The following is a 24207-nucleotide window of genomic DNA, read 5'->3' as shown; positions in this document are numbered from 1 at the left end:
GAGCCTAGTTTTCTCGCGGACGGCCGCGTGCGGGGGCACAGTGGACCGGTGACCGTCCACGCCCATCCCCGCACCGGGGTGCCGTTCGAATCGCCGGTACCACCTGGGACGGGCTGGCCGGGCGATCCCGCGACGGCGCGGACGCCGGTGGCCACCGATGCCGATCAGGTGGCCACATTGGCGGCGACGGCCGGCGATCTGGCCAACCTCGATGCCCTGGTCAGCGTCTGCCGGGCGTGCCCACGGCTGGTCGAATGGCGTGAGGAGGTCGCGGTCGTCAAGCGGCGATCGTTCGCCGACCAGCCGTACTGGGGCCGGCCGATCACCGGGTGGGGTGCTGAGCAGCCGAAGATCCTGGTGCTGGGACTGGCTCCGGCCGCGAACGGCGGCAATCGCACCGGGCGGGTGTTCACCGGCGATCGCTCGGGCGATCAGCTGTTCGCCGCGCTGTACCGGGTCGGGTTGGTTAACCAACCGGCGAGTGTCGACGCCGGGGATGGCTTGAGCACCAACGAGATTCGGGTGGTGGCGGCAGTCCGGTGCGCCCCGCCGGCCAACAAACCGATGCCCGACGAGCGGTCGACGTGCGAGCCGTGGCTGAGCGCCGAGTGGCAGATGATCGCTCCGTCCGTTCGGGTGATCGTCACCCTGGGCGGGTTCGGCTGGCAGGCAGCGTTGCGGCTACTCGCCGACGACATACGCGGCATGGCCAAGCCCAAGTTCGGGCACGGGGCGGTCGTCGCGCTGCCGTCGGGGCGGACGTTGTTGGGCTGCTATCACCCGAGTCAGCAGAACATGTTCACCGGGCGGCTCACCCCAGCCATGCTCGACGACGTGTTCGCCGACGCCGCCAAGCGGGCCGGCCTGCGCGGCTGAGCTCGGCCAATTCCCGGGTCGCTGCGCTCCTGCCCTCCGCCTTTTCCCGGGTCGCTTCGCTCCTGCCCTCCGGGAAACAAGTACGGCGGTCGTATCGTTGAGGGTGCTATGCGGCTTTCTGTTCTCGACCTTGTCCCGGTGCGCACCGACCAGACCACCGGCGACGCGCTGGCGGCCACCGTGCGGCTGGCGCAGACCGCCGACCGGCTGGGCTTCACCCGCTATTGGGTGGCCGAACACCACAACATGCCCGCGGTCGCGGCCACCAGTCCACCGGTGATCCTGGCCTACTTGGCCGCCCAGACCACGCACGTGCGACTGGGTTCGGGAGGGGTGATGCTGCCCAACCATGCGCCGCTGGCCGTCGCCGAGCAGTTCGCTCTGCTGGAAGCCGCCGCACCCGGCCGCATCGATCTGGGCATCGGCCGGGCGCCCGGCTCGGACCCGGTGACGTCGATCATGCTGCGCGGCGCACGAGACGACAGCGCCGACAGGGACGCAGTGGCGAACTTCCCGCAATACCTCGACGATGTCGCGGCGTTGATGAGTGCGCACGGGGTGCGCATCCCGATTCGCAACCAGGACTACATCCTCAAGGCCACGCCGGCCGCGGTCGATGAGCCGAGGCTGTGGCTGCTGGGCTCGTCGATGTATTCAGCGCATTTGGCCGCCGCCAAGGGTTTGCCGTACGTGTTCGCCCATCACTTCGCCGGGCAGGGCACCGTCGAGGCGCTGGCGACATATCGGTCGGAGTTCCGGCCGAGCGCGGTGGCCTCCGAACCGGTGACGTTCATGACCGTGAACGCGGTGGTGGCGCCCACGCGTGCCGAGGCCGAGGCGCTACTGCTGCCGAATCTGCAGATGATGGCTCGGCTGCGCACCGGTCAGCCGCTGGGCCCGCTGGACCTCGTCGAAGACGCGGCGGCGCTGACCATGCACCCGCAGGCGGAGGGGATCATCGCTTCGGGGCGGGCCAAAGCCGTCGTCGGCTCGCCGCCCGAGGCCGCCGAGCAGGTCCGCGCGGTGGCGTCAGAATTCGACGTCGACGAGGTGATGGTCAACCCGGTGGCTTCCGCGCATCGCGGAACGGACCCGGCGACCGCTCCCGCGCGCGAGGCCACGCTCGAGCTGCTGGCCAAAGAGCTGTTCTAGGGCTTGGAATTCGTGGCCACTTCATCGAGATCGACACCAGCGCGGTCCCTACTCGAACTTTCCCGCGCTAGCGTCGATCTCGATTCAGAGCTGTTCTAGGCCAGGCGTTTACGGCGTCAGGCGCACCAGCGGGATCGGCCGCGTGGTGCCCTTCTGGTAGGCGCCGTATCGGCCGGAGTTGTTCGAGTCGCAGATCTGCCACAATCGTGCGTAGTCCGGATCGCCGGGCAGCAGGATGTGTGCGGTGACCGCCAAACGCCTTCTGCCGAGGTTTATTTCGATATTCGGTTGCGCCCGCAGGTTGTGGTACCAGGCCGGATTGCGGTCCGCGCCGTTGTTGGACGCGACTACCAGATAGTCAGCGCCGTCGCGATAGTACGCCAGCAGAATCGACCGCGGCGCACCAGTTTTCGCGCCGATGGTGTGCAACATCAATGATGGCGGCACGCCGGGCATCCGGTGCCCTATCCACCCATTGGTGCGCCGGTAGATCGCGTCGTGCACCTTGACGAACGTCATCAGTGCCCGGTTGGACAGCGAGGTCATGTCACCACTCTCATGCGGTCGTATCGAGTGCGGCCAGGGCGTCGCGCACAATCCGCCCGGTGGCCTCCCTATCGGGATCGCGGCGCAGCAGCATTCCTTTGGCAACCGAGAGCTTGTCGCCGTCACGCCGTGGGATCACGTGCAGGTGGATGTGAAACACCGTCTGCATGGCTGACTTGCCGTCGTTGATGGCGATGTTGTTACCCGTCGCGCCGAGTGCTGATAGTCGCGTTGCGCGCGCAACTTGTTGTCCCACGGCGAGCATCGAGGCCAGGGTTTCCGCGGGTGTGTCGGTCAGGTCGACGCTGTGCCGTTTGGGGAGCACCAGGGTGTGACCACGGGTGAACGGCCGGATGTCGAGAATGCCCAGGACGTCGTCGTCCTCGTAGACGCGGATGGCCGGCGCCGTACCGGCGACGATCTCGCAGAACACGCATGCCATCTCGCCACCGTAGCGGGCGGCGCTACGCTGCCGGAGATGGACTCCACCGACATTGCCTTCGCCGGCGCCGCCGAGCAGGCCCGCATGCTTGTCAACGGCACCATCACCGCCCCGGCGTTGTTGGAGCTCTACCTCGAGCGAATCTCGCGGGTGGACCGGGAGTTGCGCGCGTATCGGGTGGTGTTCGCCGAACGCGCGAGGCGGGAAGCCGCCGCCGCCCAGGAACTGCTGGACGCCGGCGAACGCAAACCCCTGCTGGGGGTGCCGATCGCGATCAAGGATGACGTCGACGTCGCCGACGAGTTCACCTGCTATGGCAGCAGCGCATACGGATTGGCGCCGACGGCCGACGCTGAAGTGGTGCGCCGGCTGCGTGAGGCCGGTGCGGTGATTCTGGGCAAGACGGCGGTGCCGGAGATGATGCTGTGGCCGTTCACCGAGACGGTCGCCTTCGGCGCCACCCACAACCCGTGGGATCTGGCCCGCACGCCCGGTGGCAGCAGCGGCGGCAGCGGTGCCGCGGTGGCGGCAGGCTTGGCGCCGATGGCGCTTGGCTCGGACGGCGCCGGGTCCATTCGCATCCCGTCCACCTGGTGCGGGCTTTTCGGTCTCAAACCGCAGCGCGACCGGGTGCCGATGGCGCCGCACGACGACGCCTGGAACGGGCTGTCCGTCAACGGCCCGCTGGCCCGCACTGTGGAGGACGCCGCACTGTTCCTGGACGCCACGACGGCGCTGCCGGCACCGCCGGGCGGGTTCGTTGCGGCCGCGAACCGGGCGCCGGGCAGGCTACGAATTGCCTTGAGTACCAAGATCCCACCGACGGTGGTGGGCCGCATCGGCTCAGCGCAGCAGAAGGCGCTGGACGGAGTCGAGACGCTGCTGCGTGACCTCGGCCACGAGGTGCTCTGGCGCGATCCGGACTATCCGGCGTGGGCGGTCTACGGTCATCTGCTGCCGCGGATGTGGCATGGCGCCTATCGAGACGTCGCCGGGCTGCCGCACCGCGAACGGCTCGAGGCGCGGACGAAGGGCATTGCGCGGTTGGGCCGGCTGATCTCCGAATCGCGCATCGCCCGGGTACGCGCCGCCGAGCCGGCATTGGCCGCGCGCGTGCAGTCGATTTTCGACCACGTCGACGTGGTGGTCACACCCGGTACCGCATTGGGGCCGTCCAGGATTGGCCAATATCAGCACCGCGGCGGGCTGTCTACGCTGGCGATGGTGGCCTCGCGGGTGCCCTTCCAGGGCATCTTCAACGCGACCGGTCAACCCGCCGCCGTCGTCCCCTGGGGGCTGGACAACGACGGCGTGCCGGTGTCGGTGCAACTGGTCGGACGGCCTTCCGACGAGGCGACGTTGCTGTCGTTGAGCCACCAGATCGAGGCCGCCCGCCCGTGGGCGCACCGCCGGCCACCGGTGTCTTAGCCGCACAACGCCTTTCGCCATGCCGCGAGTTTGTCGGCGTAGCGCATGGTCTGAGCGGGGCTGGTCGACGGCAGCCGAAGGTAGGTGAGAGGCGCGTCCAATGCGACCAGCCGCACGAAGTTGCGTTCGGCAGCCGCACCGTTGAAGTAGACGCGCTTGATCGACGGGTGTTCGGCGAAGAAGGTCGCGAAGTCATTTGCCACCATGCTGTCTCGTTCGACGGCCGAATCGAGGCTGCCCGTTCGACGGCAGTGCTTGAGCACATCCCACACGGCAATGCCGCTCCCGCACAGCGATGCGGTCCGCTGCGGATATGGATCGTGGGCGTCGAACCCGAACAGCTCAGCAGCCAAGCGCCAGAACACGTTTCGCGGGTTACCGTAATACTCTCCGCTGGCCAGTGACATAACGCTGGGCATGTTGCCGAGGATCAGCGTGCCGGGGCGGTCGCCGATTATCGGCGAAAACCCCTGTAGTAGTGGCAACTCGGGCATCAGAGGAGATCAAGAAGCTCGTGTGCATCGTTCACGTGGGTTGTTCACTCTCCTCGGGTGGCAGGCGTGATCCCCTCGCTGACCGCCGGCAGCCCTGCAAGGTCTTCGGTTAGGCCGAGCAGGTGCTGGCGGGCCAGGTCCTCGGCTTCTCGCGGTTGGCGGTTGAGGATCGCGTTGACGACTGCGGTGTGGTCGTCGGCGTCGTGTTGGTCGACGGGCATGAGTGTGAGGAGCTCGGTCATGCTGGTGATGAGGCGTTGCTCCATGCTGTCGAACAAGAACAGCAACAGCGTGTTGTGCGAGGCGGCGACGATTCGCCGGTGCAGTCTGATGTCGGCGCTGGCGAGATTGCTGGCGGTGTCATTGAGCAGGGCGTTGCGCTCGGCGAGCGCGTCACCGATCGCGGTGGCGTCATCCTCGCGATGCCACTGCGCGGCCAGTGCTGCGGCGCGCGATTCGATGGCCACTCTGACCTGCATCACTTCGGCGATCGCCGCTATCTGGGCGAGTCGGTCCCAGGGTTCATGGGGTGCGGTGGCGGTCAGGAAGACGCCGACGCCTTGCTGGGTGCTCAGCACTCCGCGGGCGGCGAGGAGTCTGATGGCTTCCCGGATGGTCGAGCGTCCGACGTGCAGCTCGGCGGCCAAAGCCATTTCCCCGGGGAGCTGGTCGCCGATTTGCCATCTTCCGCTGGTGATTTCGCTCAACAGTGCTTGAGCGGCCTTCTCCGACAACGGGATGCGGGTCAGTGCCTCCACCGCCGTGTCTCACTCCTCGCTCAAGCGCTTGTCTGATGCCATGCTATCGGCAGCGGCCGTCGTCATGGCTCGGGTTCGGTGCATGCGGTACATCTCGCGGACGGCCACCAGCAGCGCGAATGCCGCGAAAACGATGCTCAAAACCCGCACGTCGAGCGCCAGGGCCGCCAGCGCGCCCACGATCGCCCCAGGTAGCGCGCCAATGTTCAAGATCACCCCGAGACGTGTGTCGGCGGTGCCTTGTCGGGCGTGCACGATGGTGCCGACGATCGCGTTGGGGAAGAACATCAGCAACGACGTGCCCTCGGCGGTGGGCAGGTCCGCGCCGAACAGCACCATCAGCACAGGGACGGCCAGCAGTCCTCCGCCCAGACCCATGCCCGCTGCCCAGGCGCCGATGATGAAGCCGAGAACCAGCGAGGTGGGCCCGGTGAACCACAGGTTGGCGATCAGCGAGGCCGGCACTATGGTCGCGCCGGCCAGCGATCCCACACCCGCGGCGTCCACCAGCAGTTTCGCGCCGGTCGCGAGCAAAATTGTCACGAACAGCCAACGCAACAACCGGTGGGGGATGCGCAAGATGAGCTTGGCGCCCAGAAACGCTCCCAGCGTCGCCCCGATGACCAGTCCAATCCCAGCGCGGAAATCGATGGAGCCCCCGGCCAGTGCGAACGTCGCAGCGCCGACACCTGTTACGGCGATGTTGGCCGCTCCCGCCGTTCCGTGCAGCGACGGTCTGGACAGGGTGGCCACTTTCTCCAGAGCTGGGACGTAGAAGACACCGCTTCCTCCGCCCAACAGGCCGCCGATTACTCCACCGGTGAATCCGATCCCCAGTTCAGTCTTGGTCTTCGGGGTCGCAGCAGAACCCGTCGTGTTCTTGTTTCCCATTGATCGCGTGCTCACGCGAGCCAAAGTAGCACATGTCAGACAAGTAAATGTCTGAGGTGACGCGACCGTGCGAAATGTGCCGCGGGACCGATCCCGCGGTGCGCGCCGTATACGTTGGGTCGGTGACCGAAGCCTTCGACCCGGAGGCGTCCGGGCTGCTCGACGGGTTGACCGGTGAGGCTCGCGCCGAGCGGGCCGAATTGATTGCCTGGTTGCTAGACCAGGGCATCACCACCGAGGAGATTCGGGCGTCGTTTGCGCCCATGCTGCTACCGGCCCGCCGGGTCATCGGCGATGACGGCACTTATCTGTCCACCCGTCAGATCAGCGAGCGGACGGGCCTGGACATCGACCAGTTGACGAGATTTCAGCGCGCCAGCGGACTTCCGTATGTCGAAGACCCGGATGCCCCGGTGTTCATGCGGCCCGACGGCGACACCGCGCTGCATTTCAAGCGCTTCCTCGATCTTGGCATCGATCCCGACCAGATGCTCACCGTCATTCGCGTTCTGGCAGAAGGTCTTTCGCATGCTGCGGAAGTGATGCGCTACGCCGCGCTGAGTGCGACACTGCATCCCGGCAGTTCCGAGCTCGAGATGGCCAAAGGTGTACAGGAATTCGTGCGTGCTGCGGGGCCGCTGCTCGGCCCGATGATCCAAGACATGCTGATGTTGCAGCTGCGGCACGCGATGGAGACCGAAGCGGTCAACTCCAACGAGCGTGCCGCCGGGGCGCCGCTGGCCGGCGCGCGGTTGGTGGCGATTGCCTTTGCCGACCTCGTAGGGTTCACCCGGCTGGGTGAGGAAGTGCCCCCGGAGGAACTCGAGCAGCTGGCCAACCGGCTGGCTGAAGCGGCGCGCGATCTGGCCGTCCCGCCCGTGCGATTCATCAAGACGATCGGCGACGCGGTGATGTTGGTGTCGACGGATACCGCGGCGCTGCTGGACGCGATGCTCACCCTCGTCGCGGTTATCGATTCTGATGAGGCACTACCGGAACTGCGGGCCGGGCTGTCCTACGGCCCGGCGGTGAGTCGCGCCGGCGACTGGTTCGGCAGCCCGGTCAACCTGGCGAGCCGGGTCACGTCCGTCGCTCGTCCAGGCTCGGTGCTGCTCTCGGAATCCGCCCGCGAGCAGATCGGGGACGACAAGCACTTCATGTGGTCCTTCGCCAAGGCGCGTCGCCTGAAGGGCATCACCGGCGAAGTCAAGTTGTTCCGCGCCCGTCGCGCCCCGCACTGATTGAGCTCCAGTCGTTCGCCCTCAGCGAATAGCTGGCTCTCATGCTGCAACGATGTAATCATGTAATTCATGAAACACAGTCACATGCATCGTCGGCCCGGTCGCCCCGGTGGCTGGCAGCAGGCCGATCAACCCGACGCCACCGACGCCGGCGAATGGTTCGCCGGGCGGCTTCCCGACGGCTGGTTCACCGCAGACCCGACCGTGATCGTCGATCGCGAGGAGATCACCGTCGTCGGGCGGCTGCCCGAATCCGCCGATAAGCCCGACAGCGAGGCGCGAGCCTCCGGTCGGGCGGCGCGGTTCCGCGAGGACACCCGTGCCGAGCGGATGCACATCGCTGACGAGGCCCAGGACAGGTACGGCCGCAAGGTCTCCTGGGGCGTCGAAGTCGGGGCGGTCGGCGACGACGGCTTTGAGCGGATCCTGTTCACCCACATCGCCGTTCCGGTGATGACGCGACTCAAGCAGCCCGAGCGTCAGGTGCTCGACACCCTGGTAGACGCCGGGGTCGCCCGGTCGCGCTCCGATGCGTTGGCGTGGTGCGTACGTCTGGTCGGTGAGCATGCCGACGAGTGGCTGGCCAAGCTGCGTTCGGCGATGGCCGAGGTCGACGACCTACGCGCCGAAGGTCCCGGGCTGTAGGTCACCTCGTCATCGGCGACGGGACGCGAACGTCATTGGCGCGCTTCGCTGTCGGTGTCCAGGGCGCGGATGGCCAGCCAGGCGGTCGCGCGGTCGTCGGGGTTCGCCATCGACATTCCGGTTAGCGCTTCGACCCGCTGGATTCGGCTCGTCAGCGTCTGGCGGTGAATTCCCAACCGGGTCGCGGCCGCACCCCACACACCGTGTTCGGCCAAGTAGATCTCGAGCGTCCGGATCAATGTGCCGTGCCGGCCTTCCTCATCTCGAAGCGGGTCGAGCACCGCTGCGATACGCGCTATGGGGCCGTCGCCCAGATTCTCCAGTACGTAGCTCACTGTTGCCAGCGAGCGATACCAGACGACCGGCCGGGCATCCACCACCGCTACTTCCAGCGCTTGGGTGGCTTCTGCCGCCGAGCGTGCCAACATCTGCGCCTTGGCGGGGGAGCCCAGGCCCAGCCGAAGCGGCGTGCGGGCATCGGTGCTCAGCCCTTCCACTATCGCCGCCAGGTCGGCGGCGCTTTCGTCGCGAATGAACCCCAGCACCTTGCCCCCTTGCTCGGCAATGACATGAGTGGCCCCGAGATCGTCCAGCCAGCGGATCGCGAGGCGTTCTGGGTCAATGGCTCTCGATCGCGACGCCACCGCGAACGCGGTCAGCGATCGTTCGTGCACACCCCACCGCCGCAGTAGCGCCGATGCGTCCGAGCCACCCCGCAGCAATGTCGCCAGCATCACCTCCCGGCCGAGCCGCTCGGTAGCTGGGTTGTCCGCGGTGCGGAGCAGGAGATCCAACAGTGCGGCCGCCTGCGAGGCGAGATCGCGACTGCGACTGGTCGGTCCGCGGGCGCCGATGACCAGGTGGGCACTGATGTCCTCGCCTTGCCCGACCGGGTGGACCTGCAATCCCGCGTGCCGGACTCGCACCTGCCGGTGGAACGCCACGGCAACGGCGTCCCGCACATGCAGACTTCCCGCCCCCGCGGTCGTGATGACCTCACCGCGCGCGTCGAGTAACACTGCCCAGCCGTCGATTCGATGAGCCATCTCCGCGACGACCGCGACCACACCGCCACGCCGGGCAACCTGTGTCAGGACTTTGGTGCCCGTTGTGACACGGCGGTCTTCGGCTGCTTGATCGGCGGCGATCAGGGCGGCCACGGTTGGGTAGACGACTTCGGCCGGGGTGTCCGGAACAAAGATCGCGCTGATCCGTGCCTCGGCCAGCCGCGCCGCAAGGTCGAGCTGAGAATCCGCTCCTGCCACAACGGCGACGCAGGTGGCCAGTGGCGCCAACCGTTCTTCGTTGTCCAGGGCCGCGGCAAACTCCCCGGGAGTGCCGATCACCAGGCTCGCGAAACCGGGCGGACTGCCGACCACCAGCCGGTCGAGCGTGATTGCTTCCCCGACGGTGACTCCGGCATCGACCGTGCCCGCCGCAAGTTCAGATCCGAGGAAGGCCGCCACGGCGCGCACGTCGTAGGCCATTGGGGGAGTGTACAGAATGATGAAATCGACGAACAGATCCACAAATTTTCACAGTGACGGGACGGTCGCCGGTTCCCTAACATTCGGTGCGTTCGCTGCACGTCGATACGCCGACAAGGAAATTCGTGAAAGCAATCGTCTTTCGAGACCAACACAGCCCCATCGAGCACACCGATGTCGACCTCGCCGGGCCGAACGAGGGCGAAGTTCGAGTGCGGATCGCTGCGGCCGGCGTCTGCCACTCGGACCTGCACGTCAAGCGGGGTGACTGGGACGCGCCGGCGCCGCTGGTGATGGGCCATGAAGGGTCAGGGGTGGTTGTCGAACTCGGCGAAGGCGTGACCTCGCTGGCTGTCGGCGACCACGTGGTGCTGTCCTGGGTGCCGCCGTGTGGTCAATGCCGTTATTGCCGATCCGGGCACGAGGCGCGCTGCCAGAAAGTGGCGACCATCGTGGGCCCGAAGGGCGTCCTGTTCGACGGCACCTCGCGGCTGTCCCGCAATGGCACCCCGCTCCACCACTATCTGGGAGTCTCGTCCTTTGCCGAGGAGGTCGTGGTCCCGGCATCCGGCGCGGTCAAGGTCCGCGACGATGCCCCCTTGGATGTCATCGCTGTGGTCGGCTGCGCGGTCGCAACCGGAGTCGGTGCGGTACTGAACACCGCCGCGGTGGAACCGGGGGCGACTGTCGCGGTGATCGGTTGTGGCGGAGTAGGACTCAACGTCGCCCAAGGGGCCAGGCTGGCCGGCGCCGAGCGCATCATCGCGATCGATGTGCTGGCCGACAAGACCCGGCTCGCAATGCAATTCGGTGCCACCGACCGCATCGACGCGTCGCTCGGCGACCCCGTAGAGCAACTCTTCGCCCTCGTTCCGGACGGGGTCGACTACGCCTTCGACGCGTTCGGTCATACGAGCACCACCGAACAGGCCATCCAGATGCTCGGCCTCGGCGGAGCCGCGGTGATCGTGGGTCTGCCGCGGACCGGGGCCAAAGCGGCGTTCGAACCTCTGGTGCTGGCCGAGGCCGACCAGCGGATTCTCGGGTCCAACTATGGGTCGGTACGTCCCTCGATCGACATCCCGGCGTTGGTCGACCGGTACATGGACGGCCAACTCAAACTAGACCCGCTGATCTGGGCCCGGCGCCCGCTGGCGGAAGCGGCCGCCGCCTTCGACGACCTGGAGTCCGGCGAAGCACTTCGCACCTTGCTCATCCCCTAACTCACCCCCTTCACCGAAAACTGCTGGAGCGTCCATCATGTCGAACACCACCGGCGCGGCAACGCCTACCGATGCGGGACTCCGCCACGGCGTCATGTCGGGTCCCGAACTCGCCGCCCAGGCCATCGCCAACATCGCACCCAGCGCGGTGATCGCCTTCACCGCCGCTGCGATCTACGTCAGCGCAGGTAACGGCACCGTGCTGTCCTTCGCACTTGCCACCGTGGTGATTTTGGCGGTCGGGTACTGCGTGGTGGTATTCGCGCGACGCAACGCGTCGGCCGGCTCTCTCTACACATACGTCGCCAAGGGCCTCGGACCGTTCGGCGCCTACCTGGCCGGTGTGACCTTGCTGATCGGCTGTTGGGGAATCGCGGCGGGTTCACTCGGCGGTGCGGTCTCCTACGCCAGCGACTTTCTGGTGCTGCTGGGCTTGCCGGCAAACGGCGTCGGCTGGCAAGTCGCGCTCGCGATCGTTCTGGGCGGACTAGCCACGCTGTTCACGATTCGGGGAATCAGGTTGTCCGCGCGAGTGTCGCTGGTGCTCGAGCTCATCTCGGTCACCATCATCACGATCCTGCTTGTCCTGGCTTTGGTGTGGGCGGGGCCGGCCGGCTGGGACCCGTCGCAGTTCTCCCTCACCGGCGTCCCGATGCAGGGAGTCGCCGCGGGCATGGTCCTGGGCATCTTGGGCTTTGTCGGGTTCTCGTCTGCCGATGCGCTAGGCCGCGAAGCACGCAACCCCTATACCGCGATCCCCCGAGCCATCATCTGGAGCGCGGTCGTGGTCGGCGTGTTGTACGTCTTCGCCGCCTACACGCAGATCGCACTGCTACACGAAGGCCTGGCAAGCAGTGCAAGTCCGCTGCAGGACATCGCCACAATGATCGGCATGCCGTCCTGGTTCACGCCGATTCTGACCTTCGGCGTGGGCGCATCGTTCTTCGCGGTCGTGGTGGCACCGTTGAACGTCGTCGGCCGGATCGTCTACGTGATGGGCAAGGAGGGTGTCGTCGCCGAGCGGTTTGGCCGCACGCACGAGGGGCATCTCACCCCCCACCGAGTCCTGCTCATCGCCGGGCCGGCCGCCGTCGTGCTGGACATTGTGCTGCTCTGCCTCGGTGTCCATCCGATGGACATCGTCGTGTGGGTCGACACGTACGGGACCTACGGCTACATGGTTGCCTATGCACTGGTTGCCATTGCGTGCGTGGCTTACACCAAGCGCGCCGGCATGCCGAACCGGCTGGTGTGGACCGCGGCCATTGTCGCGGTGGTGGCGATGGCATATACCTTTTTTGCCAACGTCTACCCGGTGCCCGCGTTCCCGTTGAACGTCATTCCTTATCTCTTCCTCGCCACGGTGGCCATCGCGCTGGCGTGGTTCTTCCGGGTCAAGCGGGTCAGCCCTGAGGTCATCGACCGTATCGGCCACACCGAGACCGACATCCTCGAAGGTGTCGGCTGACGGAGCCGATTGCCCGACTCCGGGCGGGCGGCGGCGTGGTCGTCAGGCGATCGTCATCCGGTAGTAGGCGCCCCGGCGGGCGATCAGCTCGGCGTGGCTACCGGACTCGACGATCCGGCCGGCCTCCATCACCAGGATGCTGTCGGCGTCGCGGATCGTCGACAGGCGGTGCGCGATGATGAAACTGGTTCGCTCCCGGCGCAATTCGGTCATCGCATGCTGAATCAACAGCTCTGTGCGGGTGTCCACTGAACTGGTGGCCTCGTCGAGGATCAGCAACTGCGGCTGAGCCAAGAACGCCCGGGCGATGGTGATGAGCTGTTTTTCGCCGGCGCTGATATTGCCGCCGTCATCGCTGACCCGGGTCTCATAACTGTTGGGCAGAGTGCGGACGAATCGGTCGACGTAGGCCGCCCGTGCGGCCTCGATCACCTCGTCCTCTCCTGCCCCGGGCTTGCCGTAGGCGATGTTCTCGGCGATGGTCCCGCCGAACAGCCACGTGTCCTGCAGCACCATCCCGATCCGGGAGCGCAGTGATTCCCGGCTTACGTCTCGGATGTCGGCGCCGTCGAGCAGGATCCGGCCGGAGTCGACGTCGTAGAACCGCATCAGGAGGTTGACCAGGGTGGTCTTACCTGCGCCGGTCGGGCCGACGATAGCCACGGTGCTACCCGGCTGCGCAACCAGCGACAGATCCTCGATCACCGGGGTCCCCGGTACATAGCTGAACCACACGTTGTGGAACTCGACACGTCCGATAGCGTTGTCCGGCAGCGTCATCGGGACGTCAGGTGATTCCTCGGGCTCGTCGAGGAAGTCGAAGACCCGCTCAGCGCTGGCCACACCGGACTGCAGCGTGTTGTACATGCCGGCCACCTGGGTCAGCGGCTGGTTGAACTGGCGGACATATTGGATGAACGCCTGGATGCTGCCCAGCGTGATCTGGCCGGTCGCGACCTGGTACCCGCCGACCACGGCCACCGCGACGTAGCTGAGGTTGCCGATGAACGCCGTCGCCGGTGACACCAGACCGGAAAAGAACTGCGCGCCGAAGCTCGCGCGGTAGACGTCTTCGTTGAAATCGCGGAACTTCTCCTGGGCAGCGGCCCGGTGCCCGAACGTCTTGACCACGGTGAAGCCGCTGTAGGTCTCTTCGATGTGGGCGTTGAGCCGGCCGGTATTGGTCCACTGGGCGATGAACATCCGCTGTGAACGGCGCGCGATCACCCGAGTCACCCACAGCGACAACGGAACTGTCACGACAGTGAGCAGCGCCAGCAGCGGCGAGATACTCAGCATCATGGCCAGAACGGCCACGACGGTCAGCACCGACGTCAGGAGTTGACTGATCGTCAACGACACCGAGGACTGGATGTTGTCGACATCGTTGGTGACCCGGCTTAACAATTCGCCGCGTTGCCGGGAATCGAAGTAGGACAGCGGCAGCCGGTGGATCTTGTCCTCTACATCGGCCCGCAGCGCCGTGATGGTGCGTTGCACAATCACATTCAGCAGCCGGGCTTGCGTCCACACCAGCAGCGCGGCAACGACATACAGCCCCAGCGCCAGCAGCAGCGTATGGCCTACCGCGGTGAAGTCGACACCGCGGCCCGGCACCACGTTGGTTCCGGACAACAGGTCGGCGAAGGTGTTGTCGCCGCGTGCCCGGGCGGCCGCGACTGCCTGCTCCTTGGTGATACCGGCCGGCAGCTGCCGGCCGAGTACACCGTTGAACAACAGATCTGTGGCGTGCCCGAGGATGCGCGGGCCGATGACGCCGACCGCGATGCCCACGATCGACAGTGCGATCACCGCTGCGGTAAGCCACCGCTGTGGGGTCAGCCGCCGCATCAGCCGCAGCGCGGACCCTGTGAAGTCCCGCGAGCGGGCCTGGCGTGGATCCTGGGTCAACGTGCGCAGTCCGCCCCCGCGCATTCCGGGCCCTGTCACTGCGCGCCTCCGACGCCGGCACCGACCGACTGTGAATCGGCGAACTCCGCATACGTCTCGCAGTCGGCCAGCAGCTCGCCGTGGGTGCCGGACCCGACGACCCGGCCACCGTCGATGACGACGATGTTGTCGGCGTGCGCGACCGTCGAAATACGCTGGGAGACAATGATCACCGTCGCGTCTGCGGACACTTCGCGCAGAGCGGCGCGGACACGGGCGTCGGTGTGGACGTCGAGGGCCGAGAACGCGTCGTCGAACAGATAGATCGCCGGACGCCGGATCACCGCGCGCGCGATCGCCAGCCGCTGGCGCTGACCGCCGGAGAAGTTGATGCCGCCCTGGGCGACCCGCATATCAAGTGCGTCGGGATGGCCGCGCACGAAGTCGTCGGCGGCTGCCACCCGCAGTGCCGACCACATCTCGTCCTCAGTGGCGTCGGCTTTGCCGTAGCGCAAGTTGTCGGCGACCGTTCCAGAGAAGAGGTAACCCCGCTGCGGCACCAAACCCAATGTCGACCAGAGAGTTTCGGTGTCGTAGTCTCGCACGTCGATGCCGTCGACACTGACCGCGCCGTCGGTGACGTCGTAGAGTCGGCAGATCAGCGCGATCAGGGTGGACTTGCCGGATCCCGTGCTGCCGACCACCGCCGTCGTCGTCCCCGGCCGCGCGGTCAGCGAAACATCCTCCAGGACAGCACGCTCCGCGCCGGGGTAGCGGAACGTCGCATGGTCGAGGGTGATCGCACCGCGGATACCTCCGGGCGGGTGCTGCGGCGAAGCCGGGCTGCTGACCGCGGATTGCGTGCCCAGCACCTCGCTGATCCGTTCGGCGCACACCGCGGCGCGGGGCAGCATCACCAGGATCAGGGTGGCCATCAACACGGCCATCAGAATTTGCATGAAGTAGGACAGGAACGCGATCAGCGAGCCGACCTGCATGTGGCCGCTGTCGATGCGCAGCCCACCGAACCAGATCAGGGCGACGCTGGAGATGTTGATGGTCAGTGTGGTGACCGGCAGCATCAGCGCCTGCCAGCGGCCGGCGGCCAGCGCGGTACCTGACACCGCCACGTTGGCGACGGCGAAGCGCTCCCGCTCGAAGGGCTCCCTGGCGAAGGCGCGAATGACCCGGATGCCGGAGAGCTGTTCGCGCAACACCCGGTTGATGCCGTCGATGAGCCGTTGCATGCCGCGGAAGATCGGCAGCATGCGCGAGACGATCCAAAAGTTGGACAGCGCCAGCACCGGAATGCTGACCAGCAGTAGCCAGGACAGCCCGGCGTCCTGATGGATCGCCATGATGATGCCGCCGATGCACATGATCGGTGCGGTCACCAGCGTCGTGGTGGTCATCTGGATCAGCACCTGGATCTGCTGGACGTCGTTGGTGGTCCGGGTCAGCAGCGATGGCGCACCGAACCGCGCGGTCTCCTGCGCGGAAAACGTGGTGACTTGGTGGAACATCGCCGACCGCAGATCGCGGCCGAAGCCCATACCGGTGCGGGAGCCGAAGTAGACCGCGCCGACCGCGCAGACCACCTGCAGGCCGGTCACCGCCAGCATCACCATGCCTAATTCGGTGATCAGCCCGGTGTCGCCCTTGGCCACACCGTCGTCGATGATCGCGGCGTTGACAGTGGGTAGATACAAGGACGCCAGGGTGCTGATGGTCTGCAGCGTCATCACCGCCGCGACCAGCTGCCGGTACGGCCGGATATACCGTCTCAGCAGCGCCAGGAGCATTTCGCTACTGTCGCACACCCCGGATTCCGCGATGGCCGGGTCGCGTCGCGTCCTGTCACCGCGCCCCGCAGGAAACCGCGATAAAGTGGCAGGTCAAGCGGCATGTCGGTGGTTGGGATAGTGGGTGGCCGCTACAGTGCATGCTGTGACTCGCAGCAGGTGCGCATGACAGCGACGCGCCAACTCGCGGTGGCCCTCGCGATCGTGGCCGCCATCCCAGCGCTCGGCGCATGCTCCGGCTCGGGCAGCGGCCCCGGTCAAAACCAAGCGTCGCAGCCCAGCACCCCGCAGCCGGGCAACGCCAAACACGGCCCGATGTTTCCGGAGTGCGGCGGCATCAGCGACCAGACGATGGCCCAGCAGACCCGGGTCACCGGCTTGGTGAACACGGCGAAGAACTCCATCGGCTGTCAGTGGCTGGCCGGCGGCGGCATTCTCGGGCCGCACTTCTCCTTCACCTGGTACCGGGGTAGCCCCATCGGGCGTGAGCGCAAGACCGAGGAACTGTCACGCACCAGCGTCGAGGACATCAATATCGAGGGCCACAGCGGATTCATCGCCGTCGGCACCGATCCGACTCTGGGGGACAACCTGTGCGAGGTCGGCATCCAGTTCAACGACGATTTCATCGAGTGGTCGGTCAGCTTCGCCGAGAAGCCCTTCCCGCCGGCCTGCGACGTGGCCAAGGAACTGACCCGGCAATCGATCGTGAATTCCAAATGAGCCCGCGCCGGTCCGCTGCGCTGGCGATGACGGTCCTCACCGCGTTGGCGGTGGTCAGCGGTTGCGCCAAGACGGTGGACGGAACCGCGGCGAAGTCGGGTTCGGGCAGTACGTCGCGCAATGACAATTCCGCGCAGCAGTACCCGAACCTGCTCAAGGAATGCGACGTCCTCACCAACGACATCCTGGCCAAGACGGTGGGTGCTGATCCGCTGGACATCCAGAGCACGTTCGTCGGTGCGGTGTGCCGCTGGCAGGCTGCCAACCCCGCCGGTCTGGTCGACATCACCCGGTTCTGGTACGAGCAGGGCAGCCTCGACAACGAGAAGTCGGTGGCCCAGTTCCTCAAGTACCAGATCGAGAACCGGGCGATCGCCGGTGTGCCGTCGATCGTGATGCGGACCAATGATCCCAACGGTGGATGCGGAGTCGCCAGCGACGCCGCCGGTGTCGTCGGCTGGTGGGTCAATCCGCAGGCGCCCGGCATCGATGCGTGTGGTCAGGCCATCAAGTTGATGGAGCTGACGCTGGCGACCAACTCCTAACTACCGGGGCACGTGGAATGCGGTGAGTTCGGCGCCGTTGAGCTGCAGGCCGGCCCAGCCGACCGGAACACTCAGCACCGCGATGGCCGACGTCGGGTATTTCACCGCGATGCGTTCGGCGGCGCCGGTGTGCGATCCGTCCGGATTGGCGAGGCCGAGCGCCACGTGGCTCATCGTGGGTTCGTGGCCGACCACCAGCAGGGTGGCGACATCGTCGTCGACGTTGTTGATCTCGTCGATCATCGTTCCCGCGGTCGCACCGTAGAGCCGCTCGGAGTAGGTCGCCGGCGCGCTGATCTGGGTGCGGTCCAGGGTCTGACGGGTTCTGGTCGCCGACGAGCACAGCACCAGATCGATCGCGGGGACGTTGGCCCGCAGCCAGTCGCCGGCCAGACTGGCTTCCCGAATTCCGCGGGCGGCCAGCGGCCGGTCATGGTCGGGCACCCCGTTCGGGTAATCCGACTTGGCATGGCGCATGAGCACCAAGGTGCGTTGTGGCGCGGTCACGGACGTAAGGGTAGATCCTTACGCGCACATGCCGGTCGAGGTCCGCAGAGTTGTCGGCGCTGCGCCCTACACTCGCCGCAGCACTCGACGACGAGACGAGAACGGGACACCAGGGAAATGCGATTCGTGCACACCGCCGACTGGCAGCTCGGCATGACGCGGCACTTCCTGGAAGGTGAAGCCCAGCCTCGGTACTCCGCCGCCCGGCGCGACGCGGTGGCCGGGCTCGGCGCGCTGGCCCAGCGGACCGGTGCGGAGTTCGTCGTGGTGGCCGGCGACGTATTCGAGCACAACCAGCTCGCGCCGAAGGTGATCAGCCAGTCGCTGGAAGCCATGCGCGCCATCGGCGTTCCGGTCTATCTGCTGCCGGGCAACCACGACCCGCTGGACGCGTCGTCGGTGTACACCAGCGCGCTGTTCACGGCCGAATGCCCGGACAACGTGATCGTCCTGGACCGCGACGGGGTGTGGGAGGTGCGTCCCGGGGTGCAACTCGTCGTCGCCCCCTGGCGTACCAAGGCGCCGACCACCGACCTGGTGGCCGCCGTGCTCGCCGATCTGCCCGCCGACGGCACCACCCGCATCCTGGTCGCCCACGGCGGGGTTGACGTGCTCGATCCGGATCCGGGCAAGCCGTCGCTGATCCGGATGACTGGTCTGTCCGAGGCTGTCAACCATGGCACGGTCCACTATGTCGCCTTGGGGGACAAGCACTCTCGCACCTGTGTCGGAGGTGGCGGACGGGTCTGGTACTCGGGCTCGCCCGAGGTGACCAACTTCGACGACGTCGAGGCGGACCCGGGTCACGTGCTGGTAGTCGACATCGACGAAGCTGACCCGGCCCACCCGGTTACCGTCGAGTCGTACGACGTCGGGCGCTGGCGGTTCGTCACCCTGCACCGCCAGGTCGACGACAGCCGTGACATCGCGGACCTCGACCTCAATCTCGACCTGCTGCCGGACAAGGAGCGCACGGTGGTGCGGTTGGGATTGACGGGTTCGCTCACCGTCACCGACCGCGCCGCGCTCGATGCCTGCCTGGACAAGTACGTGCGGCTGTTCGCCTGGCTGGGTACGTGGGAGCGGCACACCAGCATCGCGGTGATGCCTGCCGACGGCGAGTTCGACGATCTCGGAATCGGGGGATTCGCCGCGGCTGCCGTCGACGAGCTGGTCGCCGCGGCCCGTTCCGGCGACGGCGACGCAGCCCACGACGCCCAGGGTGCGCTGGGGCTGTTGCTGCGGCTGGCCGGGGGGAGTGCGGCATGAAACTGCACCGCCTGATCCTGACCAACTACCGCGGAATCGCACACCGCGACATCGAATTTCCCGATCACGGTGTGGTCGTCGTATGTGGGGACAACGAAGTCGGCAAGACGTCGATGATCGAAGCACTCGATCTGCTGCTGGAGTCCAAGGATCGCTCGACGAAGAAGGAAGTCAAGCAGGTCAAGCCGACGCACGCGGACGTCGGTTCCGAGGTCACCGCCGAGATCAGCACGGGCCCATACCGTTTCCACTATCGCAAGCGCTTCCACAAGAAGTGCGAGACCGAACTGACCGTCCTGGCGCCGCGCCGCGAGCAGCTGACCGGGGATGAGGCCCACGACCGGGTGCTGGCCATGCTCTCCGAGACGGTCGATACAGCGCTGTGGCACGCGCAGCGGGTATTGCAGACCAGCTCGACGGCCGCGGTCGACCTGTCTGAGTGTGATGCGTTGTCGCGCGCCCTGGATCTGGCGGCGGGCGACGACGCGGCGCTGTCGGGTACCGAACCGCTGCTGATCGAACGTATCGACGCCGAATTCGGCAGGTACTTCACCGCGACGGGCCGGCCGACGGGGGAGTGGGCGGCGGCGATCGCCCAACTGCGCAGTGCCGACGACGACGTAGCCCGTTGCGCGGCCGCTGTGGCCGAAGTCGACGATCGGGTGCACAGGCACGCGGAGCTGGCGGAGCGGCTGGCCGGGTTGACGGCTCACCGGGACGGCATCGCCCAGCGCTTGGCCGCCGCCCTGGCGGCGGCCGGCGCGCTGGGCGAGCTCGCCGGCGAGCTGCGGAAGGCCGAGCTCGTCGCGACCGCGGCGCAGGGAACCTGCGCCGCGTCGAGCGCCGCGCAGACCGAACGGGTGCGACTGCGCGATGACGTGGCCGCACGCACCGTGGCCGTCACCGAGGTGCGATCCAAACTGGCCGCCGCCATCGAGGCTGAGCACACCGCCCGCGAAGTGGTCGAAATGGCCTATGCCGCAACGGGAGAATCGGCCACCGCGTTCAACGCTGCCTCCGAAGCAGTCGATGAGACCCGCCGGGTGGTGGACGCGCTGGCCGGAAATGAGCAGGCGCAACGGCTGGCCGCGCGCCTGGAACGCATCGAGTCGGCCGAGCAACAGCTGGCCGGGCTGAACCGCGAGCTCGCCGAGATCACGCTGACCAGCGACGTCATGGCCGACATCGAGTCGGCCTCGGCGCTGGTCGAACGCATCGAGGCTCAGCTCGCGCTGACCGCCGCGACGGTCGAATTCACCGCGGCGACCGACCTCGAACTGACGGTAGGGGAGCAGACCGTCCGGTTGTCGGCGGGCCAGCGCTGGGCGCCGGCGAGTTCGTCACCGACCACCGTGGAGCTGCCGGGGATGGTCAGTGTGCGGATCGACCCGGGCGCCACTACCTCGGGAGCCCAGGCCAAGCTCGAAGCGGCGCAACGGGTTTTGGCCGAAGCGCTGCAGCAAGGTGGGGCTGCCGACCTGGATTCCGCGCGGCTGATCGAGCAGCGCCGCCGCGCGCTGGCCAGCACCCGCGATCAGTTGGCCGCCACCCTGGCCGGCCTCTGCGAAGACGAGGGCGTCACCCAGATGCGCGCGCGGTTGGCATCCCTGCGCGAGGCGATCTCGCCCGCGCTCGTCGCCGCAGGTGTCGACGGTGGTGCCGCGCGGGCCGCGTTCGTCGCGGCCGTCGAGGCGCGCGAGAGCGCACGCGCCCAAGCCGATCTGCACCAGCGGGCCGTTGCAGGTGCCAACGTCCAACTGACCGAAAAGAGCACGCAGGCAACGGTTCTGCGTTCGAAGCTCGCCGACGCCAGTGCTGAGCTCGAGGCCGCGACCCGGCGTCTCGCCGACCAGCGGGCGATTGCCGGTGATGAGCAGATCGCCGAACAAGCCGCAGCCGACATCGAGGCGCGCCGTCAGGCCGACGGCGCGGTCGCCGAGCTTGCACAGCGTTATGCTGCGGCGGATCCCGTTGCGGTGCAAGCGGAATTGAATGCAGCTACCGCAGCGGCTGCGGAGCTGGAACGCGAACACACCGGAATCGGGCAGGCGCTCAACGACATCAGCGTCGAGCTCGGGGTGATGGGCAACGAGGGACGCAAGGGCAGCCTCGACGCCGCCCAGATCGCCTGGGAGCACGCGTTCGCCGAGCATTCGCGGGTGTCCCGCCGGGCCAGGTCGGCCCAGCTGCTGCGGTCGGTGATGACACGTCACCGGGACAACACCAGGCAGCGCTATGTCGCGCCGTTCCGCACCGAGATCGAGCGACTGGGACGCCCGGTGTTCGGACCGACCTTCGAAGTCGAGATCGACAGTGATCTGCGAATCTGCAACCGTACGTTGGACGGTCGTACCGTTCCCTACGAATCTCTGTCGGGTGGCGCCAAGGAGCAACTCGGTATTCTGGCCCGGCTGGCCGGAGCGGCGCTGGTCGCGACCGAGGACACCGTGCCGGTGGTCATCGACGACGCGCTGGGTTTCACCGACCCCGACCGGTTGACCAAGATGGGCGCCGTGTTCGACACCGTGGGCGACAACGGGCAGGTCATCGTTCTCACCTGCACACCCACTCGCTACATCGGCGTGCAGGACGCGCACGTCATCGAACTGACCGCCTGAGCGATTCCGCGCCGAATCGCAATCAGCCGGGGTGCAGGCTCACAGGAATGCCCGAGTAGCGCACCATTCCGGTCACTCGGTCGATGTCGTCTTTGTTGGTCAACCGATTGACATTGGCGTCGTGATGGCCATGTGGGATCGACACGACTCCCCGCCTGATGGAGTCGTCAACCTTTGCCACACCGGTCAATTCGCCGCTGGCGCTACGCACGGTCACCGGTTGGCCGTTGACAATCCCAGCGGCCTCGCCGTCCGCCGGACTGATGAGGATGTCGGCGCGTTCACCCAGAAAATCAAGCTGGCCGTTGAGCTTGTTGCGCTGTCGGCGCGGCACCATCATCAGTGGCGCGGACGCCGGTTGCAGGGCGGTGAGCTGGTCAACCAGCAGCGGGGGAGCCAGCCGCCAGCCACCCATTCGCTCAATGTGCTCATCGACCCACGGCGCCGGCAGCGGCTGCGGCGCCTCGGCCCAACCCGTGGCCGCCACGTCGTCGAAGGTGGACCGGGCGCCCGCCAGTAGCACTGCGAGCACGTCGTCGTCGGTGCTCGTGTCAGGATCTCCCAGATTGCCCATGTCGTAGCCGAGTCGTCGGCCGAGTTCGGCGAACACCCACCACATCGATCGCCGCTCGCCGACCGGGGCTACGACGGGAGGCGTGTACTGCACGGAGACCCGCGAACTCAGCACGTCGTGAAGGGTGATGTCGGACCGTTCCAGCGGATCCTTAGTCGGCAGCACGTGCGTGGCCAATTGCGTGGTCTCGTTGTTGATGATCTCGGTGGTCGCGAACACCTCGAGGTTCTGCAGGGCCGGGATCAACTTGCCCGTCTCGGGCATGCACGTCACCAGGCTGCCGCCGACGTTGATCAGCGCGCGGATGTTCCCGGCCGCGACCTCGTCGGGCAGCACGGCGCACGGCCATTCGTTGATGAACGCTTGAGCCTCGGGGCGACTGCGGGGGCCGGGACCGAACGATCCCTCGACCGGCGTGATCGGCAGTAGATCGCCGAAAACTTCGAGCTGGTAAGCGAAGCCGGGGTGGAACCAGGTGCCGCCCGGCCGGTTCATCGCGCCGGTGAGGATCATCAGCACCCACGCCAGCCACTGGGTGACGTTGCCGCGATCGGCTGTCATCGTCACGCCGGTGCCGGTTTCGATTGCGACACAACCGGCTTCGCGGACAGCCGTCGCCAACCGCGCTAACTCGTGCCCGGGGACGTCGGTCAGCGACGCGGTGTGCTCGAGGGTGAACGGCTCGACAGCGGCGGTCAGCTCTTCCAGGCCCTGCACGGGCACATCGGGTTTCCTGCCGTCGATCAGGATCTCGCGGACCAAGTACGCCAGCACCGCATGGTCGGTACTGGGGCGCGGCGCCAGATGGCCGGTGGCCAGCCGGGCGGTCTCGGTCCGTCGTGGGTCGATCACCCAGACCTGTCCGCGCTTGGCGATGTCGCGCACCGTGCCCGTCGGGTTCGGCATCGAGATCGCATGGCCATGGGAGACAACAGGATTAACGCCAACCAGCATCAGAAAGTCGCAGTTGTCGAGGTCCGTTCGCCCGGACAGGCCCATGAATCCGCCCACCAGGTCCGAGATCAACGGTTTGGCGGTGCCGTCGATGGTCAGCGGACTGAACTTGGCCGGGGTGCCGATGGCGGCGTGCAGGGCTTCGGCCATCCGGAAGCCTGCGCTTTCCATGGTGCTGAAGTAGAAGCCGACCGCCGAGGGTCCGTGTTCGTCGATGATCGCCTTCAGTCGGGTGGCCAGGTCGTCCAGGCAGGTGTGCCACGAGGTGTCCTGCAATTGGCCGTCCACCCGCATCTGCGGCTGTTCAAGACGGTCGGGATGGTGGTGCAGCTGCGGCAGTGCGCGGCCTTTCCCGCAGGTATAGCCCTGGGAGAAAGGGTGGTCCTTGTCGCCGCGGACGCGGATCACCTCGTCGCCCTCGACGTCGACGAGGATGCCACAAACCGACGTGCAGACCCGGCAGAAGCTGCGCACCGTGTGCATAGTCAGGCAAGCTACTCGCCCACCGTGCCAAGTACTTGAAATTGACGAAATGCTGAGCGAATGCTCAGCTCGCGGCGGGCAAAGCCTCACCCAACGCACCACCTGCGCGTCGGCGACGTTGCCCAGCCCGAGATGGTCGCGCGGCGTCGTCCCGGTGTACTCGGTGCGGAACAGTCCTCGCCGCTGCCATG

General features: G+C 66.9%; 21 protein-coding genes. 11 read left to right on the top strand and 10 right to left on the bottom strand.

All coding sequences use genetic code 11. The features are described 5' to 3' along the window. The first annotated feature begins 48 nt into the window (after positions 1–48). A complete protein-coding gene (locus tag CG716_RS26600; protein ID WP_094484138.1) occupies positions 49–876 on the top strand; it encodes a uracil-DNA glycosylase in 828 nt (275 codons plus the stop codon). A 108-nt stretch (positions 877–984) separates the two neighbouring features. Continuing rightward, positions 985–2028, top strand: coding sequence for an LLM class flavin-dependent oxidoreductase (locus tag CG716_RS26595; protein WP_094484137.1), 1044 nt, complete (start codon positions 985–987; stop codon positions 2026–2028). 108 nt (positions 2029–2136) lie between these two features. Here CG716_RS26595 and CG716_RS26590 read toward each other — a convergent pair whose 3' ends face one another. Next, entirely contained in the window at positions 2137–2574 is a 438-nt protein-coding gene (locus CG716_RS26590; protein WP_094484136.1) for a nitroreductase family deazaflavin-dependent oxidoreductase, read from the bottom strand. Positions 2575–2584: 10 nt separating this feature from the next. Further along, a complete protein-coding gene (locus CG716_RS26585; RefSeq protein WP_094484135.1) occupies positions 2585–3016 on the bottom strand; it encodes an HIT family protein in 432 nt (143 codons plus the stop codon). 36 nt (positions 3017–3052) lie between these two features. Between CG716_RS26585 and CG716_RS26580 the strand changes: the two genes are divergently transcribed. Beyond that, on the top strand, positions 3053–4444 hold the full coding sequence (locus tag CG716_RS26580) for an amidase (RefSeq protein WP_094484134.1): 1392 nt from the start codon (positions 3053–3055) through the stop codon (positions 4442–4444). Here CG716_RS26580 and CG716_RS26575 read toward each other — a convergent pair. Genes CG716_RS26575 through CG716_RS26565 form a run of 3 tightly spaced genes read right to left on the bottom strand, consistent with a single transcriptional unit; the run spans position 4441 to position 6626 of the window. Further along, a complete protein-coding gene (locus CG716_RS26575) occupies positions 4441–4938 on the bottom strand; it encodes a DNA-deoxyinosine glycosylase (protein ID WP_094484133.1) in 498 nt (165 codons plus the stop codon). The genes CG716_RS26580 and CG716_RS26575 overlap by 4 nt on opposite strands. A 44-nt stretch (positions 4939–4982) precedes the next feature. After that, positions 4983–5696, bottom strand: coding sequence for a FadR/GntR family transcriptional regulator (locus CG716_RS26570; protein ID WP_094484132.1), 714 nt, complete (start codon positions 5694–5696; stop codon positions 4983–4985). A gap of 9 nt (positions 5697–5705) precedes the next feature. Beyond that, positions 5706–6626, bottom strand: coding sequence for a sulfite exporter TauE/SafE family protein (locus tag CG716_RS26565; protein ID WP_337360779.1), 921 nt, complete (start codon positions 6624–6626; stop codon positions 5706–5708). An 83-nt stretch (positions 6627–6709) separates the two neighbouring features. On the opposite strand from CG716_RS26565, the gene CG716_RS26560 reads away from it, so the two are divergent. After that, a complete protein-coding gene (locus tag CG716_RS26560; RefSeq protein ID WP_234818049.1) occupies positions 6710–7828 on the top strand; it encodes an adenylate/guanylate cyclase domain-containing protein in 1119 nt (372 codons plus the stop codon). A gap of 69 nt (positions 7829–7897) precedes the next feature. Then, on the top strand, positions 7898–8473 hold the full coding sequence (locus CG716_RS26555) for an ATP-binding transcription factor AbmR (RefSeq protein WP_094484129.1): 576 nt from the start codon (positions 7898–7900) through the stop codon (positions 8471–8473). A 32-nt stretch (positions 8474–8505) separates the two neighbouring features. Here CG716_RS26555 and CG716_RS26550 read toward each other — a convergent pair whose 3' ends face one another. Further along, entirely contained in the window at positions 8506–9960 is a 1455-nt protein-coding gene (locus tag CG716_RS26550) for a PucR family transcriptional regulator (protein ID WP_094484150.1), read from the bottom strand. A gap of 125 nt (positions 9961–10085) precedes the next feature. On the opposite strand from CG716_RS26550, the gene CG716_RS26545 reads away from it, so the two are divergent. Continuing rightward, on the top strand, positions 10086–11183 hold the full coding sequence (locus CG716_RS26545; RefSeq protein WP_094484128.1) for an alcohol dehydrogenase catalytic domain-containing protein: 1098 nt from the start codon (positions 10086–10088) through the stop codon (positions 11181–11183). A gap of 37 nt (positions 11184–11220) precedes the next feature. Further along, positions 11221–12651, top strand: a complete 1431-nt coding sequence (locus CG716_RS26540) for an APC family permease (protein WP_094484127.1) — start codon at positions 11221–11223, stop codon at positions 12649–12651. A 42-nt stretch (positions 12652–12693) separates the two neighbouring features. Here the strand turns inward: CG716_RS26540 and CG716_RS26535 are convergent, their stop codons facing one another. Together CG716_RS26535 and CG716_RS26530 are read right to left on the bottom strand one after the other, a co-directional pair. Further along, entirely contained in the window at positions 12694–14586 is a 1893-nt protein-coding gene (locus tag CG716_RS26535; protein ID WP_094484126.1) for an ABC transporter ATP-binding protein, read from the bottom strand. A gap of 11 nt (positions 14587–14597) precedes the next feature. Further along, the gene (locus CG716_RS26530) at positions 14598–16343 is read right to left on the bottom strand and encodes an ABC transporter ATP-binding protein (RefSeq protein WP_094484125.1); all 1746 of its coding nucleotides are present in this window, start codon (positions 16341–16343) and stop codon (positions 14598–14600) included. A gap of 165 nt (positions 16344–16508) precedes the next feature. Between CG716_RS26530 and CG716_RS26525 the strand changes: the two genes are divergently transcribed. Both CG716_RS26525 and CG716_RS26520 read left to right on the top strand, forming a co-directional pair. Next, a complete protein-coding gene (locus tag CG716_RS26525) occupies positions 16509–17066 on the top strand; it encodes a DUF3558 domain-containing protein (RefSeq protein ID WP_094484149.1) in 558 nt (185 codons plus the stop codon). Positions 17067–17092: 26 nt separating this feature from the next. Further along, complete coding sequence (locus CG716_RS26520; RefSeq protein WP_410430792.1) at positions 17093–17611, top strand: DUF3558 domain-containing protein; 519 nt, start codon at positions 17093–17095, stop codon at positions 17609–17611. On the opposite strand, the gene CG716_RS26515 is transcribed toward CG716_RS26520, so the two are convergent. Next, a complete protein-coding gene (locus CG716_RS26515) occupies positions 17612–18088 on the bottom strand; it encodes a SixA phosphatase family protein (RefSeq protein WP_094484148.1) in 477 nt (158 codons plus the stop codon). It lies immediately after the preceding gene. A gap of 147 nt (positions 18089–18235) precedes the next feature. Between CG716_RS26515 and CG716_RS26510 the strand changes: the two genes are divergently transcribed. Together CG716_RS26510 and CG716_RS26505 are read left to right on the top strand one after the other, a co-directional pair. After that, positions 18236–19387 (top strand): metallophosphoesterase family protein, encoded by a 1152-nt coding sequence (locus CG716_RS26510; protein WP_094484123.1) that lies wholly within the window; start codon positions 18236–18238, stop codon positions 19385–19387. After that, complete coding sequence (locus CG716_RS26505; protein WP_094484122.1) at positions 19384–22005, top strand: AAA family ATPase; 2622 nt, start codon at positions 19384–19386, stop codon at positions 22003–22005. The genes CG716_RS26510 and CG716_RS26505 overlap by 4 nt, the downstream gene beginning before the upstream one ends. 22 nt (positions 22006–22027) lie before the next feature. Here the strand turns inward: CG716_RS26505 and CG716_RS26500 are convergent, their stop codons facing one another. Next, on the bottom strand, positions 22028–24016 hold the full coding sequence (locus CG716_RS26500; RefSeq protein ID WP_094484121.1) for a molybdopterin-containing oxidoreductase family protein: 1989 nt from the start codon (positions 24014–24016) through the stop codon (positions 22028–22030). Between the last annotated feature and the right edge of the window lie 191 nt (positions 24017–24207).

Source organism: Mycolicibacterium sphagni, assembly GCF_002250655.1.
GTDB lineage: Bacteria > Actinomycetota > Actinomycetes > Mycobacteriales > Mycobacteriaceae > Mycobacterium > Mycobacterium sphagni.
Note: the sequence above shows the minus strand (reverse complement) of the source record. Positions and strands in the feature narration are given on the sequence as shown.